At 42.2% G+C, this 17,251-nt stretch carries 18 protein-coding genes; 16 read left to right on the top strand and 2 right to left on the bottom strand.

Translation table 11 applies throughout. The annotated features are described in order from the left end of the window. Positions 1–36 precede the first annotated feature (36 nt). The 5 genes from MHH89_RS04840 to MHH89_RS04860 all read left to right on the top strand — a co-directional run bounded on the left by MHH89_RS04840 (position 37) and on the right by MHH89_RS04860 (position 4,675). Complete coding sequence (locus MHH89_RS04840; protein WP_341086457.1) at positions 37–1,092, top strand: ABC transporter ATP-binding protein; 1,056 nt, start codon at positions 37–39, stop codon at positions 1,090–1,092. 127 nt (positions 1,093–1,219) lie between these two features. After that, positions 1,220–1,969 carry an ABC transporter permease gene (locus MHH89_RS04845; protein WP_051491475.1) on the top strand — a complete coding sequence of 250 codons (750 nt, stop codon included), beginning with the start codon at positions 1,220–1,222 and terminating at the stop codon, positions 1,967–1,969. 6 nt (positions 1,970–1,975) lie between these two features. Then, positions 1,976–2,761, top strand: a complete 786-nt coding sequence (locus MHH89_RS04850) for an ABC transporter permease (RefSeq protein WP_076190041.1) — start codon at positions 1,976–1,978, stop codon at positions 2,759–2,761. A gap of 114 nt (positions 2,762–2,875) precedes the next feature. Continuing rightward, a complete protein-coding gene (locus MHH89_RS04855) occupies positions 2,876–3,505 on the top strand; it encodes a hypothetical protein (RefSeq protein ID WP_076301892.1) in 630 nt (209 codons plus the stop codon). 36 nt (positions 3,506–3,541) lie between these two features. Next, positions 3,542–4,675 carry a GNAT family N-acetyltransferase gene (locus tag MHH89_RS04860; RefSeq protein WP_341086461.1) on the top strand — a complete coding sequence of 378 codons (1,134 nt, stop codon included), beginning with the start codon at positions 3,542–3,544 and terminating at the stop codon, positions 4,673–4,675. A 112-nt stretch (positions 4,676–4,787) separates the two neighbouring features. Here MHH89_RS04860 and MHH89_RS04865 read toward each other — a convergent pair whose 3' ends face one another. Then, complete coding sequence (locus tag MHH89_RS04865; protein WP_341086463.1) at positions 4,788–7,091, bottom strand: MMPL family transporter; 2,304 nt, start codon at positions 7,089–7,091, stop codon at positions 4,788–4,790. A 47-nt stretch (positions 7,092–7,138) separates the two neighbouring features. After that, positions 7,139–7,759 (bottom strand): TetR/AcrR family transcriptional regulator, encoded by a 621-nt coding sequence (locus MHH89_RS04870; RefSeq protein WP_076218025.1) that lies wholly within the window; start codon positions 7,757–7,759, stop codon positions 7,139–7,141. Between the two features lie 294 nt (positions 7,760–8,053). Here MHH89_RS04870 and mraY point away from each other — a divergent pair, with 294 nt between their 5' ends. The 11 genes from mraY to MHH89_RS04925 all read left to right on the top strand — a co-directional run bounded on the left by mraY (position 8,054) and on the right by MHH89_RS04925 (position 17,247). Next, positions 8,054–9,007, top strand: coding sequence for a phospho-N-acetylmuramoyl-pentapeptide-transferase (gene mraY, locus MHH89_RS04875; RefSeq protein WP_339248556.1), 954 nt, complete (start codon positions 8,054–8,056; stop codon positions 9,005–9,007). A 106-nt stretch (positions 9,008–9,113) separates the two neighbouring features. Beyond that, entirely contained in the window at positions 9,114–9,425 is a 312-nt protein-coding gene (locus MHH89_RS04880) for an ArsR/SmtB family transcription factor (RefSeq protein ID WP_076190171.1), read from the top strand. Positions 9,426–9,506: 81 nt separating this feature from the next. Then, complete coding sequence (locus tag MHH89_RS04885) at positions 9,507–10,676, top strand: MFS transporter (RefSeq protein ID WP_076309269.1); 1,170 nt, start codon at positions 9,507–9,509, stop codon at positions 10,674–10,676. Positions 10,677–10,828: 152 nt separating this feature from the next. Continuing rightward, a complete protein-coding gene (locus MHH89_RS04890; protein ID WP_340012529.1) occupies positions 10,829–11,449 on the top strand; it encodes a thermonuclease family protein in 621 nt (206 codons plus the stop codon). Between the two features lie 67 nt (positions 11,450–11,516). Then, positions 11,517–11,954 (top strand): NUDIX hydrolase, encoded by a 438-nt coding sequence (locus MHH89_RS04895; RefSeq protein ID WP_076218042.1) that lies wholly within the window; start codon positions 11,517–11,519, stop codon positions 11,952–11,954. 109 nt (positions 11,955–12,063) lie between these two features. Beyond that, the gene (locus MHH89_RS04900) at positions 12,064–13,167 is read left to right on the top strand and encodes a PRK06851 family protein (protein WP_076309344.1); all 1,104 of its coding nucleotides are present in this window, start codon (positions 12,064–12,066) and stop codon (positions 13,165–13,167) included. A gap of 148 nt (positions 13,168–13,315) precedes the next feature. Continuing rightward, a complete protein-coding gene (locus tag MHH89_RS04905; RefSeq protein ID WP_076309345.1) occupies positions 13,316–14,032 on the top strand; it encodes an AzlC family ABC transporter permease in 717 nt (238 codons plus the stop codon). Continuing rightward, complete coding sequence (locus tag MHH89_RS04910; RefSeq protein WP_036686713.1) at positions 14,029–14,340, top strand: AzlD domain-containing protein; 312 nt, start codon at positions 14,029–14,031, stop codon at positions 14,338–14,340. The genes MHH89_RS04905 and MHH89_RS04910 overlap by 4 nt, the downstream gene beginning before the upstream one ends. A 31-nt stretch (positions 14,341–14,371) precedes the next feature. Further along, the gene (gene pdxR / locus MHH89_RS04915) at positions 14,372–15,871 is read left to right on the top strand and encodes a MocR-like pyridoxine biosynthesis transcription factor PdxR (RefSeq protein ID WP_076309346.1); all 1,500 of its coding nucleotides are present in this window, start codon (positions 14,372–14,374) and stop codon (positions 15,869–15,871) included. 36 nt (positions 15,872–15,907) lie between these two features. After that, positions 15,908–16,897, top strand: a complete 990-nt coding sequence (locus tag MHH89_RS04920) for an ROK family protein (RefSeq protein ID WP_076309347.1) — start codon at positions 15,908–15,910, stop codon at positions 16,895–16,897. A gap of 80 nt (positions 16,898–16,977) precedes the next feature. After that, on the top strand, positions 16,978–17,247 hold the full coding sequence (locus MHH89_RS04925; RefSeq protein WP_076126195.1) for a PQ-loop domain-containing transporter: 270 nt from the start codon (positions 16,978–16,980) through the stop codon (positions 17,245–17,247). Positions 17,248–17,251: the final 4 nt, after the last annotated feature.

The following is a 17,251-nucleotide window of genomic DNA, read 5'->3' on the forward strand; positions in this document are numbered from 1 at the left end:
TACTGGGAACCAACTCTAAGCTTAGTGAGGTACAATATGACTGCTATTCAAGTACAAGACTTACGCAAAACATTCAAAGTACAAAAAAACCGCGAGGGTCTCAAAGGGGCCTTCGCTGATTTGTTTAAAAGGGAATATACGGAAGTGACTGCGGTGAAGGACATTTCCTTTTCCATTCCTGAAGGTGAGATCTGTGGATATATCGGCGAGAACGGTGCTGGGAAATCGACCACGATCAAAATGCTCACAGGTATTCTCGTGCCGACTTCCGGAAACCTGACAGTAGGTGGGTATGTTCCGTATTTGGAGCGCGAGAAATTCGTGAAAAATATCGGTGTGGTATTCGGGCAACGCAGTCAGCTATGGTGGGACATTGGCGTGATTGAGTCGTTCCAGCTCCTGCGCAAGGTTTACCGGGTATCTGAACAAGATTTCAAGAAACGGCTGGATGAATTGGTCGAACGACTGCAACTGCAAGAACTGCTGAATCGTCCGGTTCGTAAGCTTAGTCTAGGTCAGCGGATGCGTTGTGAATTAGTGGCAGCATTGCTTCATAATCCATCGATTGTATTTCTGGATGAACCGACCATTGGCTTAGATATTGTGGTGAAGTCAGAGATCCGTGAATTTCTAAAAGATATGAACCGCGAGCATGGGACAACTATACTGCTGACTACACATGACCTGCAAGATATTGAGGCGCTTTGCTCCCGAGTGATAATGCTTGATGATGGCCGTATCATTTATGACGGAGGACTGAAAGACCTGAAGCAGCGTTGGGGAACCGGACGTGAGGTTCAATTTCAATTTGGAAATGCTACGAAACGTCAGCAACTTGAGTTATGGACTGAGGGATTGCCTGTTACTTGGTCTGCGGAGAACGATTTAGGGGCGTCTGTCTGGATACCGCTTGAGCTAAATGTATCGGATGTATTAGGCAGAGTAGTGGGAAAAGCAGACATTACTGATATCAAAATCATAGAGACCAATACGGACGATATTGTTCGCAGTATTTATCAATCCGGGTCTGCAGACAAGCCTGATGAAATGGCTGCCGCTCTGAAGGATGAAAGAGAGGCTTTACATGTCTGATAAGCTTAATCCTGCAACGGCTATGTCTTCCTCCTCAGGAGGCGCGTCTTCTGGTGGTCCTCAGGAGAATAGCCGTAAATTACTATTCGGGGCTTACTTAGATTTTATACGCATCCGTTTTCTTACCATGCTTGCTTATCGGATTAACTACTACTCAGGTATTCTTATCTATTCACTGAATATTGGGGTTAACTATTTCACTTGGATGGCCATCTATGGCAATGGGGATTCATTGGGTGGCTTTACTGCAACGCAAATGACATCATATGTTGCTGTGTCGTGGATGGCTCGAGCCTTTTATTTTAATAACCTAGACCGCGAGATTTCTACGGATATCCGTGATGGAAGTATCGCTATCCAGTTTATAAGGCCCTATAACTATGTTTTAGTCAAAATGATGCAAGGTCTTGGAGAGGGAATGTTCCGCTTCCTCTTATTTATGATTCCCGGCATGGCCATAGCGATGCTGCTGTTCCCGGTTCAATTGCCAACAGCGCCATCTGCTTGGGCAGGGTTCCTGGTGATGCTCTTTTTCAGCTTTTTAATTAATTCACAGATCAATATCATTACAGGGCTCTCGGCATTTTTCGTGGAAAATAATGAAGGCATGATGCGAATGAAGCGGGTGATTGTAGACTTATTCTCCGGCTTAATCGTACCGATCAGTCTGTTTCCTAACTGGTTATCTTCCGTACTTGAGGTGCTGCCGTTTCAGGCGATTACCTACTTGCCAGGTTCAGTGTTTACGGGACGGGTGCAAGGGGTTGGAATATGGAATGTATTAGGGATACAAATTATTTGGTTCCTGGTATTGCTGATTCCAATTGTCTGGTTATATCATGCGGCGCGGCAGCGTCTCTTCGTGCAGGGAGGTTGAGGAAACATGTATTACCTGGGATTATTAATTGAATATATCAAAAACTATATGAAGAGCCGGCTCACCTATCGCGCTGACTTTTGGGTAGAGGTCATTTCAGACTTACTTTTTCAAGCTACCAACTTTATCTTTATTCTCGTAATTTTTATGCACACAGATAGCCTGGGCGGCTGGAATCAGAATGAAGTAGTGTTCGTTTATGGATTCTTTATGGTGCCTTTTGGGGTGTTTAGTTGTTTTGTGAATCTATGGGGATTTAGTGAACGTTACATCGTTAAAGGTGAGATGGACCGTATTTTGACACGCCCAGCTCATAATTTGTTCCAGATCTTTTTGGAAAATGTTGATCCACCAGCACTTATGGGCTCATTCATAGGTATTATTATTATGGCCATCAGTGGCAGCAATCTGGGTCTTCCTTTTGAATGGTGGACGATACCGGCTCTGATCGTTCTAACGTTAAGTGCGGTCGCCATCTATACGGGGATTTACACAACGTTGACTTCATTGTCTTTCTATTCGGATGCTCCTACTGGCATTCTTCCGTTAATGTACAACATTCAGACTTATGGCCGTTACCCGGTAACGATTTACAATCGTGCTATACAGGTATTGCTTACTTGGATCATTCCATTTGCATTCGTCGGAGTGTATCCAGCCGCGCTTTTTCTACAGCGGGAGGAGATGACCAGCCTTGCTCTGATGACACCTGTAGTAGGCGCTATATTCCTGGGGATTGGTTTGTTAGCCTGGAGTTATGGCGTACGAAGATATAAAGGTGCGGGGTCTTAAGTTAAGCTAGTGTTTTGTTAAGTTGGAAAGGCTACCTTCGGGTAGTCTTTTTTTTCACCCGGAATTCATGAATATGCTAAAATCATTTATATCTACAATGGGGAGGAATCATAGATGAATGTGTTAGATATTTTACCAGCACCCGAAAACTTAAAAAAACTTATGAAAACACTTGCTTCTCTAAATATTGTCCTATGTCCAGAGGACTGGCTTCGCTATCATAGTTTTGATTCTAAATTTGATAAGAATGTTTCTCTAGCATCGATCGATAATGGCTCAGGCGATAATTTGTTTATTATTTTTACACCTCAAGGAACGATAATTAAAGGTTTTGATCATGAGTCCGAAGTAAGTCCATATGCGCGTGACGAACATGAAATTTGGCCAGGAATCTATGAAGAGGTCCCAACCTCGCTATTGTCTTTACTGGAAGATGAGGCGATAGCTAAGGATGATGTTACTTTTTGTTTTTGGCGTGAAAATAATGATTTGACGTGGCAGAAGGGGAAGGTAGAGATTCCAGCGGAGGTAGAAGATGGTTCGGACTTTTTGCTAGGGACTATTTTCCGCACAGCTGAGGATTTTGTGGAATTTGCCGAAGGTTATTTTGAACTCACACTCCCTTTAGAGGTTGTTGCACAAGTTTATGAGGGGGCAGCCATTACAAAAGAGATGATCAAAGCGTTAAATCCTGATGGTGATGTAGAGACAATCCTTCAGGAGTTAGCAGAGCTAGACTCTTAAGGACTTATCGATTTTGAAAACAAAGGGGGATGCGAAATGGAACTTTACGTGGAAAAGCTGAATGCTGATGCTGCTAAGGATATTTTAAGCTGGCAATATGATCCACCCTATGATTTTTACAATAATGAACTAACTCCTGAAGCTATAAGTGAAATGCTAGAGGAAGCGTTTTTTTCTGTACTTGATACAGATGAACAATTGATTGGTTTCTTCTGTGTAGGAAGTCCGGCACAGGTTCCAAATGATATATATACATATTCTCAGGATTTTATAGATGTGGGTTTAGGAATGAAGCCTGAGTTAACCGGACAGGGGAATGGGACACTATTTTTCACTACAGTCCTTAACTATATTAATGAGAGATGCGAGGAAAAACCAAAGCGGCTGACAGTGGCGAAGTTCAACGATAGAGCGATACGCTTGTATGAAAAACTAGGATTTAGCAGGGAAGCTGAAATCGTTAAAGGAACTACAGAATTTATAATTATGATTTGTAATGAAAATGATAATCTTGCTTTCGTGTATGAGCGGGCAAAACCCGGCGAACTAATTACTTTTGGCTCTTATCCGCAAATGGCGGACGGAGCAGACCAAATGCCGATAAAGTGGCGAGTGCTGCAAAATTCAGGTAGAGAACTGTTCATTTTGAGCGAGTACATTTTGGATTGCAGGCGGTATCACAGTGAATATGTTGACGTTACATGGCGTGACTCCGATTTGCGAAAGTGGTTGAACGATGAGTTTTATAATGCCGCTTTTAATGACTCCGAGCACAGGCTCATCAAGACTACACAGTGCACAGATAACGGAGAGGGAAGTATAAACACGGAAGATAAGATTTTTCTGCTTAGTGTTTCGGAGGCGAATGAATTCACCTTTAAACTTGGAGAAGATACTTTACGTGCGAAGCGTAGGGCGATAGGAACGGGATTCTCTAAAGTGAAAAAGAACGATGGATGTAAATTGTATGTGTATGATAAAAAAGTCAAAGCTGATTATATCCTTGAGAAGGATGAAGAGTTTGGCTGCTCATGGTGGTGGCTGAGAACTCAACCTGCGATTTCCTCACGTGCGTATTTTGTAGGTACTCGTAGCAGTATTCGCAGTTACGGACATGTCAACTTAGCTTGTTACGGTGTGCGCCCCGCTTTAATCCTTAATCTTCAATGAGATAATTTCCAGAGCCTTGCCCATCTGCTCTTCGCGGGAAGTGAACCCTACCACAGAAACAAAACAGCCTGAACCCCTAGGAATACAGGTCTCAGGCTGTTTATTATTGTATCTATTTCATGGAATTAGATTTGTCTTTAGCATTGAGTGTAGCAATCAGTTTCTCGCCTTCGACATCCAGGTTTGGCAGAATACGGTCGAGCCATTTTGGAAGTGCCCAAGCTTTGTTGCCGAAAATAGACATTACAGCAGGAACTAATCCCATTCGAATAATGAAAGCATCGATTAAGATCCCTACGGCCAGTGTAAAGCCGATTTGTTTAATCATGACATCATCCGTAAAAATAAACCCTGCAAAAACGGAGATCATAATTATAGCAGCGCCTACTACGACACGACTCACCTGGTTGTATCCATGAACAACGGACTCTGATCCCTCATGACCATGAACGTACGATTCACGCATGGAACTGACAAGGAAAACCTGATAGTCCATCGCAAGCCCATATAGGATACCCGTAACGATGATTGGCATAAAGCTTAGCAATGGGCCACCGGTGTCGAAACCAAAGAGAGAATGGAGCCAGCCCCATTGGAACACGGCTGTGGTGATCCCGAAGGTAGCGAGTATGCTAAGCAGAAAGCCGATCGTAGCTTTGATAGGAACGATAATCGAACGAAATACCAACAGAAGAATAATGAGCGATAAGAGAATGATGATTCCTACATAAATGGGAAATACATCTGCCAGTTTGGCCGACATATCGATGTTAACAGCGGTAAAGCCGGTAACCCCGAGTTTAACATCATTACTTTGAGCGATACTAGATTCCGTAGCCCGTAAATCATTCACCAGATTTTTGGTTGTTATATCGCTAGGACCCGTTTCTGGAATCAGACTGAAGATAGCCAAATCCTTAGTCATGCCCAGAGGAGTGACCAACGCGACATTCTTTTGAGCTTGGAGCTCTTTTACAAGATTTCCTTGGAGCTCCGGAGTGACTGGATTGGAAGAATTCTTTGGTTCTGCAACCAAAATAAGCGGTCCGTTAAAGCCCTCTCCAAAACCCTCGGATATAGCATCATAACTTTGTCTTGCTACCGTGTCCAAATTCGCTGAGGCAGCTCCGGGAATGCCCATTTCCATTTTGGCTATAGGGGTTGCTGCTACGCCAAGTACCACGACGATGGCAACAATAGTGACCCAACGATACTTGATGACGAATTTAACCCATCTATCAGCTATACCGCGGTTACCCGTTGTATGATGATCCTTGTTTTTCTTGCGAGCTTTAGGCGAACAGATGCGTTCACCCACCAATCCGAGCAATGCCGGCAATAGGGTTAAGGCAACAAATACGTTGATAAGGACGGTAGCAGCTGCTACTAACGCCATCGTTGATAAGAAAGTAAGCCCGATTACAAGCATACCGCAGAGAGCGATAATAACCGTCAAACCGGCGAAAAATACGGCGCTGCCGGATGTGCCAATAGCTCTAGCCGCACCTTCTTGTGCGCTTAATCCTTGATCAATAATCATCCGGCGTTGGCGATTTACAATGAAAAGAGCATAATCGATTCCGACGGCTAATCCAATCATAAGCGCCAAGACGGAAGTGACACTAGGCATTTCAATGAATTTGGAAATAGAAAATGCTCCACCTACACCGATGCCGACTCCAAGCAGTGCAGTTATAAGGGGCAGACCTGCTGCAACGACAGAGCCAAGCGTCACCAGCAAAACAATTGCAGCAATGACAAGTCCGACAATCTCAGCTGATCCTACACCGATAGATACTGATTTGAGTGTCTCGCCCGGCAGTACAGTGATGTTGGTATCTTTCTCGACATTCATGACGGTATCAATTACAGAATCAAAAATATCTTGAGAGATAGCAGATTGCTCAATGGTAAACTGGAACTGGAACAATGCAATGCTACCGTCTGCGGAAAGAATAACACCAGGTACTGGAACGCCATCTGCCATCAGAGGACCATAGGAAGGGGGGGCTGTGGCTGCTGCAGACTGATCCATACTGGCGGCCTGAGTTGTTTCAGTGGTTGAACTACTTGCTTCCGCTGCATAATCCGCAGGATTAATCACTTCGTTTATACCATAAACCTCATTAACACCTTTAGTGATCGCTGCCAAACGTTCTGGCGTATCCAATCGCTCATTTTCAGGTGCTTTGAACACGACACTTCCTTGTCCACCAGATGCAGCCGGAAGTTCTGTTGCTAATTGATCCAAAATCTTTTGCGATTCTGTGCCTTCAATCTTCATTTCTGAACTGATATGAATACCATTCATGCTGATCATAGAGATGACAATTCCTAAAATTAAAATCCAACCTAAAATGAAGTACCCAGGTTTGCGATAAGCGGTTTTTCCCACTCTGTATAATAATGTTGACATGTATCTATTTTACACTCCCTCGTTGATGAAAACTGATTGTTAGCCTATTAGAATCCGTTGCGTAAATATCCGTAAATAGTTTCCAAAAATTGATCGAACGTAAGCGTTTCAGGACTTGGATCGTCGCTCGTCGTTTGTCCCGGAAGCAGCACATTAAGTTTTCCGTCAATTAAGGGAAGTACAGTTCCGTAAACCGAATTTATAAGCAGATAAGTATAGACCTCGTCATACTTACCATTTGACAAGTGCAACAATGTTTTTTGTGCTCCAGTTTGCGTAAGATGTATTGCTCTTAGATAATGGGGCTCGAGAGCTGGGAATTTTCGGGAAAGTAAAGAAAGCTCACGCAACCTCCCTATAAGCTCAGATGTAAGTTGCATCTTAATTAGTTGATATAAGGTATCCAGCAGGGAGGCATTTTCAGGGATTTTGGTGAGCAATTCTTCATACTCATTTGTGTTCCGTACGGTAACTGCTCCCATCGCAACTGCCTCTTCCTTGCATGTGAAATAGTTTGCGAAAGTTCTTCTGGAGTAGCCGGCTTTTTGCACGATATCTTCAACAACAAAACCGTCCAACCCATGTTCAAGTGCAAGTTCGAATGCCGCTTCTGCTAGCGCTTTTTCAGTGGCTTCTTTTTTGAAATCTCTCAACGTTTGTTTAATCATAATTTATGTATACACCTCCCATATAGCTGTAATTGTGGTGAAGATTAGGATTGCTGACTATATACTAATTTAAACTTGCCCAAAGTGCAAACTTTCTCATTGGGCAAGTTTATGCTTTGGAATCTGCTTATAGAAAATTCCCAGTAGTTTCACAGCAGAAAACAGGAAATAAAAATAGAATAATTTCTCTTTATCAACAGATGAAAAGAGTACATAATTACAGACGACCTCATTAACTCTAGAAATATTTTGTGAGTATTATAAATGATCTTTTCAAAGAGGGGAGTTCGTTGTATGTATGGAATTCTGGCTGTTTCCGGCCTGTCTTTTCTTCTGGTGGCGGTGTTTACGCCTCTATTAATCTGGACGCTGCATAGACTGAGGTTAACGCAACCGATTCGTGCCGAGCTTCCAGCAGAGCATCAGGCCAAACGGGGTACACCACTAATGGCAGGGTTGATCCTGCTTATCGGGATAGCGATTTCGCTGCAGTTTCAACCCGGGCCTCTAATGTTACTCTTATGCGTTACGTTTTTGTTGTTTAGTTCAGTCGGATTTTTGGATGATTTCAAAAAGGCTTTTTGGCAAAATCCATCCGGCATCAGCGGCCGCTCAAAACTAGTGCTTCAATTTCTTTTTACTGGAATTATATTATATGTGTTGTTCCATTCGTTCGGCCTGACGAGTAATATCGAGTTATTTAAAGGGCAAAATCTGCAGTTGCCTTTATACCTTTATGTGACTATCATTTTGCTGTTTGTGGTCGGCTCCGCGAATGCCATCAATTTTACAGATGGTCTCGATGGGCTACTGATCAATGTTGCCATACCGTCGTATTTTTTCTTTTTTATGATTTCGGACAAACCTGAAGTGCAGACTTTTTCACTTGTTATGATCGGTTGTCTGCTAGGGCTTTTGCTTTACAATATTTATCCAGCAAGAGCGTTTATGGGCGATACTGGATCACTCGCGATCGGTGGCTCCCTTTCCGTTCTGGCTGTCATTGAAAAGGTTGAGCTTTTGATTCCGATTTTGTTTTTCGTTTATTTTGCGGAGCAGTTGTCGGTCATTTTACAAGTTTGGTACTACAAACGGACGAAGCTGCGGCTATTCCGGATGGCTCCGATCCATTACCACTTCAGCTTAAAATACGGATGGAGTGAGAACAAAATCGTGATGATTTTCGGTTTCATTTCTTGGGTATCCGTACTGCTGTGCTGGTTGATATGGAAATATTTAATTCACTAAACGAACAATTCGATACGAAACATGAATCTACATAATGTTATTGCAACAACGAGACATCGGCATCTTTTGTATTTACAAATCTATAAAAATAGATATAATGGAACACATGGAACCTTTATTGATATTCAAAGCGTTGTCTAACGAGACTCGTAGTCAAATTATGATGTGGCTAAAAACTCCCGAGGAATTTTTTGATGAAAAGCCTTATTTACAACAAGGCCTAAATTTTCAAATTGGGATTTGCGTGGGAGATATTCAAGCTAAAGCGGGGCTTGCACAGTCGGTTATTTCGAGCTATCTATTGACTATGCAAAAAGCTGGTTTGCTGGAATCTGAGCGAATTGGGAAGTGGACGTATTATCGTCGAAACGAAAAGACAATTCAAGAGTTTTCCGATTATATTAAAGAGAAACTATAGGAGAAAGGAGGAAGAGCTTTTTTTTGGTAATACATATCTACAAATCTAAATATGTGAATATAAATGGAGGATTATTTTAAAATGAAAAAGGTTAACCCTTTGCTTATTATTATTTTGGCTTTAGGCGTATTTGGCATTATTACAACGGAAATGGGGATTATAGGTGTTCTGCCACAGGTAACTCAAAAATTTAATATATCAACTTCTCAGTCTGGATGGCTTGTAAGTATATTTGCTTTAGTTGTTGCTATTTCAGGTCCATTTCTGACCTTATTGGCTTCTGGAATTAATCGTAAAATAATTCTATTAACTGCTGTACTTATTTTTGCAATTTCAAATATTGTTTATGCGTATACGACCATGTTTGAAGTAATGCTGATTTTCCGTATTATCCCTGCTATTTTTCATCCCGTGTTTTTTTCAGTTGCACTTGTTACCGCTGCCCAACTTGTCCCTCCGGAAAAGAGCACCAAAGCAGTTACAAAGGTTTTCGCCGGAATAACGGTCGGGTTTGCTTTTGGTGTGCCTTTGACTTCTTATCTCGCGAACAAAATTTCGTTAGAAGTCGCTTTTCTGTTTGGAGCTGTCGTAAGTATAATTGCCTTTTTAGGAATACTAGCTTGGCTTCCTTCCATGCCAGTTAAAGAAAAAATGTCATATGGTAAACAACTTGATATTTTACGCAAACCCCTATTGTGGTTAAATATTGTGGCAGTTATTTTTATCTTTGCAGCTATGTTTTCTGTGTACAGTTACTTTGCTGAATATCTTGGGCAGGTAACACATATGAACGGGTCATGGATTAGTATCATGTTGATGGCCTTTGGGATAATCATGATTTTTGGGAATTTTTTATTTGGAAGCCTTTTGCATAAAGGCATTACAAAGACCGTTATCATGTTTCCATTGTTATATGCGGTAACTTACTTATTCGTATATTATCTAGGTTCTTATTTCCTTCCGATGGTTGTTATCATAATCATTTGGGGGGCAGTGCATTCCGGCGGACTGATTGTCAGTCAAGCATGGTTAACGACCGAAGCGAAAGAAGCTCCCGAATTCGGTAACAGCTTGTTTATCTCATTTTCCAACCTTGGAATTACTATAGGGACTGCTATCGGTGGTTGGGTTATTTTTCACGCAGGAATACATCAACTCATCTGGATCGGAATTATGTTTTCCCTGCTTGCTTTCTTATCGATCATAATCAAAATAAAGATTTCCAAATTAAACGTGGTGGAAGTAGAGTAAAGGCGAAACAGCGATAGCCAAGTATCTTTTTTCTGGTACATGGCTGTCGCTGTTTTCTATGATTAGTTGTACAGTCTTGTGTTTTTAAGTTTTTTAATTTATTTTTAATAGACCCCATGAAATTACATACGTGTATAAGAAAGAGGTTAACAATGAATAAGATTTATCTAGTAAAAAGATTTTTAGCTATCACACTCTTACTTGGAACAACAACTGCCTGCAACTTAGCCGAGCAGATTACTTTAGAGCCAGTTCCAACGATTACGGCTGATTCCAGTTCTGGATTGGGTTCTACGCCAGACAATACAACAGAGGACAACAAACGTTTAATAGATGCAAAGGTAACACGAGTAGTCGATGGTGACACCATGAAGCTGACTATAGGCGGCAAAAAGGAAACCATTCGTTTATTGCTGGTCGATACTCCAGAGTCAGTGAATCCGAACATCCCCGAACCACAGCCCTTTTCGCTAGAAGCTTCTGATTTCGCCAAAAAGATGCTTACGGATAAAGATGTACAAATTGAACTAGATGTATCGGAGCGGGACAAATATGGCCGCCTACTTTGTTACCTCTATATAGATGGGAAAATGTTCAATGAGATTCTGCTAGAGCAGGGTTATGCACGTGTAGCCTATGTATTTGCACCTAATACAAAATACGTAGATCAATTTAGAGCGATTCAGGATAAGGCGCGAGAGCGGGGAAGAGGTATTTGGAGCATTGAAAATTACGCGCAAGACAATGGTTTTCATGTGCAGAAAAAGAAATAAACTTTAATTAGCTTAGGATATTTGAGCCTATTAGAAGAAAGGATGTAGTTTTTTGAGCGATTATATTATGGAGTTAAGAAAGCTGGTAGGTACCAGACCGCTTATAATGGCAGGAGCCTGTGTTTTATTGTGCAGCAATCATCAATTATTATTACAACGTAGAACGGACAACGGATGCTGGGGTTTGCCAGGTGGCTCGATGGAGCTTGGGGAGACTTTAGAAGAGGTAGCTAAGAGGGAGCTTTTTGAGGAAACGGGCTTAACAGCCAAAGGTCTTGAATTGTTCGACATGTTCTCTGGAAAAGATCTTTATTATAAATACCCGCACGGGGATGAAGTATATAATGTTGTGGCTGCGTATCTATGCACAGACTTTGATGGGGCGCTAAAAGTAGATGGAATTGAAGTGCAAGAATTGCGTTTTTTTAATTATGCAGAATTGCCAAGCGAGCTGTCTCCTCCAGATGTTCCCGTCATTAAGAGGTTTTTGGATCGTTTTGTTTGAAACTGAATTATCTAACGAAACCACATCTCACTCAAAGCGTCACCTTTCCTTGGGTACATTAATAAGATGAACAGTGAAACATGACATCAGCCCGGAAAGGTGTGCGATTATGGACGGAACAATCCTGAATTTCTTTGCTGGCGGCAACACAGCTCACGGCTTCTCTAACCTCTATGAGTCGTCATTGCAAGGTTTAACACGTTTGTTTGTTTTAAAAGGAGGCCCCGGTACGGGGAAAACTAGAATCATTCGAGAAATCGGAGATCTTCTGGCTCAACAAGGTTATGAGATCTGGTTAATTCACACAGCGTCAGATAATGATTCACTCGACGGAGTGGTTATTCCTGAATTAAAAGTAGGAATTATAGATGGTACGGCTCCACGGGTCATTAAGCCAGAATTGCCTGAAGAGGCCATCGTACATGTGAATTTGGAGCAGGCCGTCGATACGCTCCAGTTAAGCCAGCGTTGTGTTGAGATCGACAGCTTAGTTGATCAGTACACGGAAGAGCATGAACTAGCTTATTCAGGCTTTGCTGAAGCACTCCGCATTCATGACGAATGGGAAGCGATTTATATTGCGACAATGAATTTCCAAGCCGCTGATGAGCTGACTCAGGAGTATATTCAACTTCTGTATGGTGATCAGAACTTCGAAAAAGTAAGCCGGGTGGATCACCGTTTTTTAGGTGCAGCTACGCCTAAGGGTGCAGTGGATTTTGTACCTAATTTAACCGCAGGGCTAAAAAGATATCTTGTAAAAGGTCGCGCGGGTTCCGGTAAATCTACACTTTTAAAAAAATTGGCGGCTGAAGGAATAAAACGTGGTGTCGATGTTGAGATTTACCACTGTGGTTTCGATCCGAACAGCCTTGATATGATTATCGTACGCGAGCTTGGGTTTGCTATTTTTGACAGCACAGCTCCGCATGAGTATTTCCCTGATCGTGCTACCGACGAGATTGTTGATATGTATTCACGGTGCATTCAGCCAGGTACGGATGAAGCTTTTGCCGAAGCCATCGCAAGTATTAAAGAGCGATATTCCAGCACCATGAAACAATCCATTCAACATCTGACAGATGCCAAAGTATTTTTGGATGAGTTAAAGACAATCTATGCCGCAGCTACAGATTTTGACCATATAGATCAGATTAAATCCCAAATTCAACAAGAAATCAGCGGGATTGTGGAAAGTCCTCAGGAGGTTTAACCTTCATTAAAGATCGCTCTCTTAGCGGGCGGTCTTTTTTCTATGTCAAGAAATTGGTATGGTACATACGCACCCATGCGGTTATTCCCACCAGAATTGTATCCAAGTATGCTCTCTCTAGGGACAACGATAAGGGAGAGAGAAACTTATGAGTGATCAGAAAGTGATGTTTAGAACGGGTCTTAAGGATTCTGTAGCTATTGTTGCAGGATTTATTCCTGCTTGTTTTACGTTTGGATTGGTCGGTAAGGGATTAGGCCTGGGGAGTCTGGAAGTGTTCTTATTGTCAGCGCTCGTATTTGCGGGAGCCAGCCAATTTATTGGCGTGAAAATGCTTGCCGCTGGTGCCGCCGCTCCAATGATCCTGCTGCTTACGTTGATCATTAATTTAAGATATTTGTTTATAAGCCTATCTTTTGGGAGTCAGCTTGACCGTACAATCAATCCGCTGGCCAAAGTCTGGATTGGGTTCAGTTTAACAGAAGAAGTGTACGCTGTTAGTATGATCCCCCGCAATCATTCAAAAGAAAATATAACTCTTCCATATTTGCTGGGTCTACAAATTCCTCCGTATATAGCAAATTTACTGGCAACAGCTGCGGGAATATCGCTGGCATCCTACATTCCGGCTGTATACTTACCTGCTTTGAACACCTCATTATATGCCTTACTGATAGCACTAATAGTGCCACAACTAAAGGGAAGCATTCGGAATTTGGCCATATGTTTAGCAGCGGCGGGTTCTTCATGGCTCCTACATCCCGTACTTGGAAACTCCTCGATACTTGCAGCTATGTTAATGGGTATGGCAGTAGGCTCCTTATTTCGAGAGCAAGCTGAAGTAGAAAAGGAGGTATCCGTATGACTATTCTGATCATTATCGGGATGGCAATCCTTACATTTTCATTTCGTTTTGTACCTTTGCTGCTGACAAAGCATACGAATGGCTCTTCCAAAGTCCAAGCTTTGTTGGAATATTTGCCTATCGCGGTTCTTAGTGCTTTAACGGTTCCTGGGATATTTCAGGTGGACGCAGATGACAATCTTGTAGGTATCGCTTCGGGTATAGTCGCTGTTATACTGGTATTAATTAGGAAAATCCCGCTGTTACTCGTGATCTTAGGCGCTGTTTCTGCAGCACTAATTGTAAAAATCCTTACTATGAACCATTAAGAAAACCCGGATTAGAAGGGTAGGAAATCTTATGAAGCATGAATTGCTGATTACTCTCGATAAACAAAGACCCATTCCATTAAGCCGTCAAATTTATGAGCAGGTTCGTAATGCTATCCATTCAGGAGCTTTAAGTGGGGGGGATTCACTGCCTCCATCAAGGACTTTGGCTAATCAACTGGAAGTATCCAGAAGTGTAATTCTTCAATCCTACGAGCTACTTCAAGCAGAGGGTTATCTGGAGATGAGAAAAGGGGCAGGAACCTATATAACGGGGCTGCCGGTGGAGGAGAAAGACCCCCAGGATTCTGAGAACCCTTACAATTTTATAACGAAGGGTCCTGATTTCCTAACACTCAATCCTACTTCTATTATAGAAAACGACTTGAACACAGTATTATGTAATTTTCGGCACGGTGTACCTGCATGGGACGCTTTTCCAATGGATCAGTGGCAAAAAGCATTAATGAATGCCTGTCGTCGTGCATCTCCTGATACTTTGGGTTACGGCCCGGTCGAGGGCTCTTTGGGACTACGCCAAGAGATTGCACGTTTATTACGGTCTACTCGTTCGATGCCCGTGGTTCCGGAACAAATTGTGATTACATCCGGGGCGACGCAGGCATTGGATATATTATCGAGAATTTTTGTTTCAAAAGGTGATCAAGTTATTGTTGAAGATCCATCACATAACGTTGTGCGGGAGATTTTTTCGTTCGCTGGAGCGGTGGTTACACCCATCAGAGTTGACCTAGAGGGTATCTGTGTAGATGAGCTCCAAGCAAGCTGTGATACCATCAAAGAAGATCCTCATAAAAAACCAAAACTAGCTTATGTCACTCCTTCGCATCAGTTTCCTTTCGGGGTGACCCTGTCGATGAAACGAAGAGTGCAGTTACTGGAATGGGCCAAAGCCAATCAAGCTTTTATTATTGAAGATGATTATGACAGTGAATACAGGTACGAGGGTCCGAAGCTATCATCACTTGCTGGACTAGATGTTGAGGGTAGAGTAATTTATGTAGGCAGTTTTAGTAAAGTGTTATTTCCTTCTCTGCGCATAGGTTATGTTGTATTGCCTCCGACTTTGATTCAACCTTTTTTGGCGGTCAAATGGATAACAGATCGTATGTCTTCTGCTTTGGATCAGGAAGCGTTGGCGGAATTTATTCAGAATGGACATTATGCAAGGCATGTTACGCAGATGGGGAAACTTTATGCTGCCCGCAGGGCTTGTCTAGTAAAAAGTTTGGATGCTGAATTTGGCAGTCATGTCCGCTATTATGGGGAAGAGGCGGGTCTTCATTTATTAATTGAGCTGGAATCCAATGCCGAAGAGCATCGTATAGCTGAATTGGCGTTACGATATGGAGTTCGGGTTTATCCTGCGTCTTCTTATTTTGTGGGCATTAAACCTCAAGGTCCTGTCTTTCTACTTGGTTATTCCAATCTCACCGAGAATCAGATTAAAATGGGTGTGAACCGCTTGATGTTAGCTGAAACGGAAGCGGCAGTTAGTACTAGAACTTAATCGAAAGCGATAGAATATCTAATTCTGGAGGTTTTTATGAAACGGTATATGTTAGGGATTGATCTTGGCGGAACCAATATTAAAGCAGGGATTTACGATACTGATTTTATGGCTGTAAAAGAAAGATCTATACCAACAGAGGCTGCTAAGGGCCCGGCCCATGTGTTGGGACGGATTAGAGAAGCAGTACGTTTAATCACGGATGAAGCGAATATTCCATTAGATTTGGTAGAAGGAATGGGAATGGGAGTGCCAGGATTACTTGATCCAGTAACGGGAATTTCTTTTTTCTCACCGAATTTTCCGGATTGGGAGCATGTACATGTTGTAGATGAGATGAAAAAATTCTATGACTTTCCTACTTTTATTGATAATGATGTTAGGGTTAATCTTTATGGTGAATGGCAACAAGGTGCAGGAAGAGGGTATAACAATCTGGTTCTGATTACCTTGGGAACGGGATTAGGGTCGGGTATTGTGAACGACGGAAAAGTGATCTATGGTACGTCTTATAGCGCGGGTGAAATTGGGCATATGAATATGTACAGGAACGGGCGTCCCTGCAAATGTGGAAGCTCCGGTTGTTTGGGGCGATATGTGTCCGCGATTGGCATGGTGAATACTTTTAAAGAGAAGCTGAAAGAAGGTCGAACAAGTATTATTCAGACTTGGACTAAGGATCAAGATGAGCAAATTACCGCGTTAATGATATCTGAGGCTTACGAACTTGGAGACGCTCTCTCTATGGAAGTAATGCAGGAGACTGGAACTATACTTGGATTTGGATTAGCGAATGTTGTGAATATCCTCAACCCGGATCTTATTATTGTAGGTGGGGGAATGGCAGCGGCGGGAGATAAATTGCTCCAACCTGTAAGAGAGACTGTGCATCAGCATGCGTTGAAGCTATCAAGCAGTAAGTGTAAAATTGTTCAAGCAGAGCTTGGGAGTCGAGCAGGAACTATAGGTGCGGCCTCTTATGCGTATAGTAAGCTGCAAGATGCAGGGAAATTAAACTTTGCTTAGTGTTATTTGTTTTTTTACATGAAATGGAACCAGATCGAGCCGCCCGGAATACAACTGTATAAAACCGTGGAGGTGCTCTTATGTTTGCAATCATGCAATTAATAGGTGGAGTGATTCTTTCTTTGGGATGGATCCCGCAGATTGTTCAAATCCTCAAATCAAAATCCGTAGCCGATTTAAATCTCAAATCGTATTTACTTATGCTGCTCGGGATTAGTTTAATGGAAGCTTATGCGATCAGTTTGGCGGTTACGGGGGTTGGATTAGCTTTTTTGATTACGAATACGATGTCTTTATGTGTTGTGTTGCTGGTTATTATTCTAGTGATTAAATATCGAACAAGACCATGAATGA

The organism is Paenibacillus sp. FSL H7-0323 (genome assembly GCF_038002725.1).
Lineage (GTDB): Bacteria > Bacillota > Bacilli > Paenibacillales > Paenibacillaceae > Paenibacillus_AQ > Paenibacillus_AQ odorifer.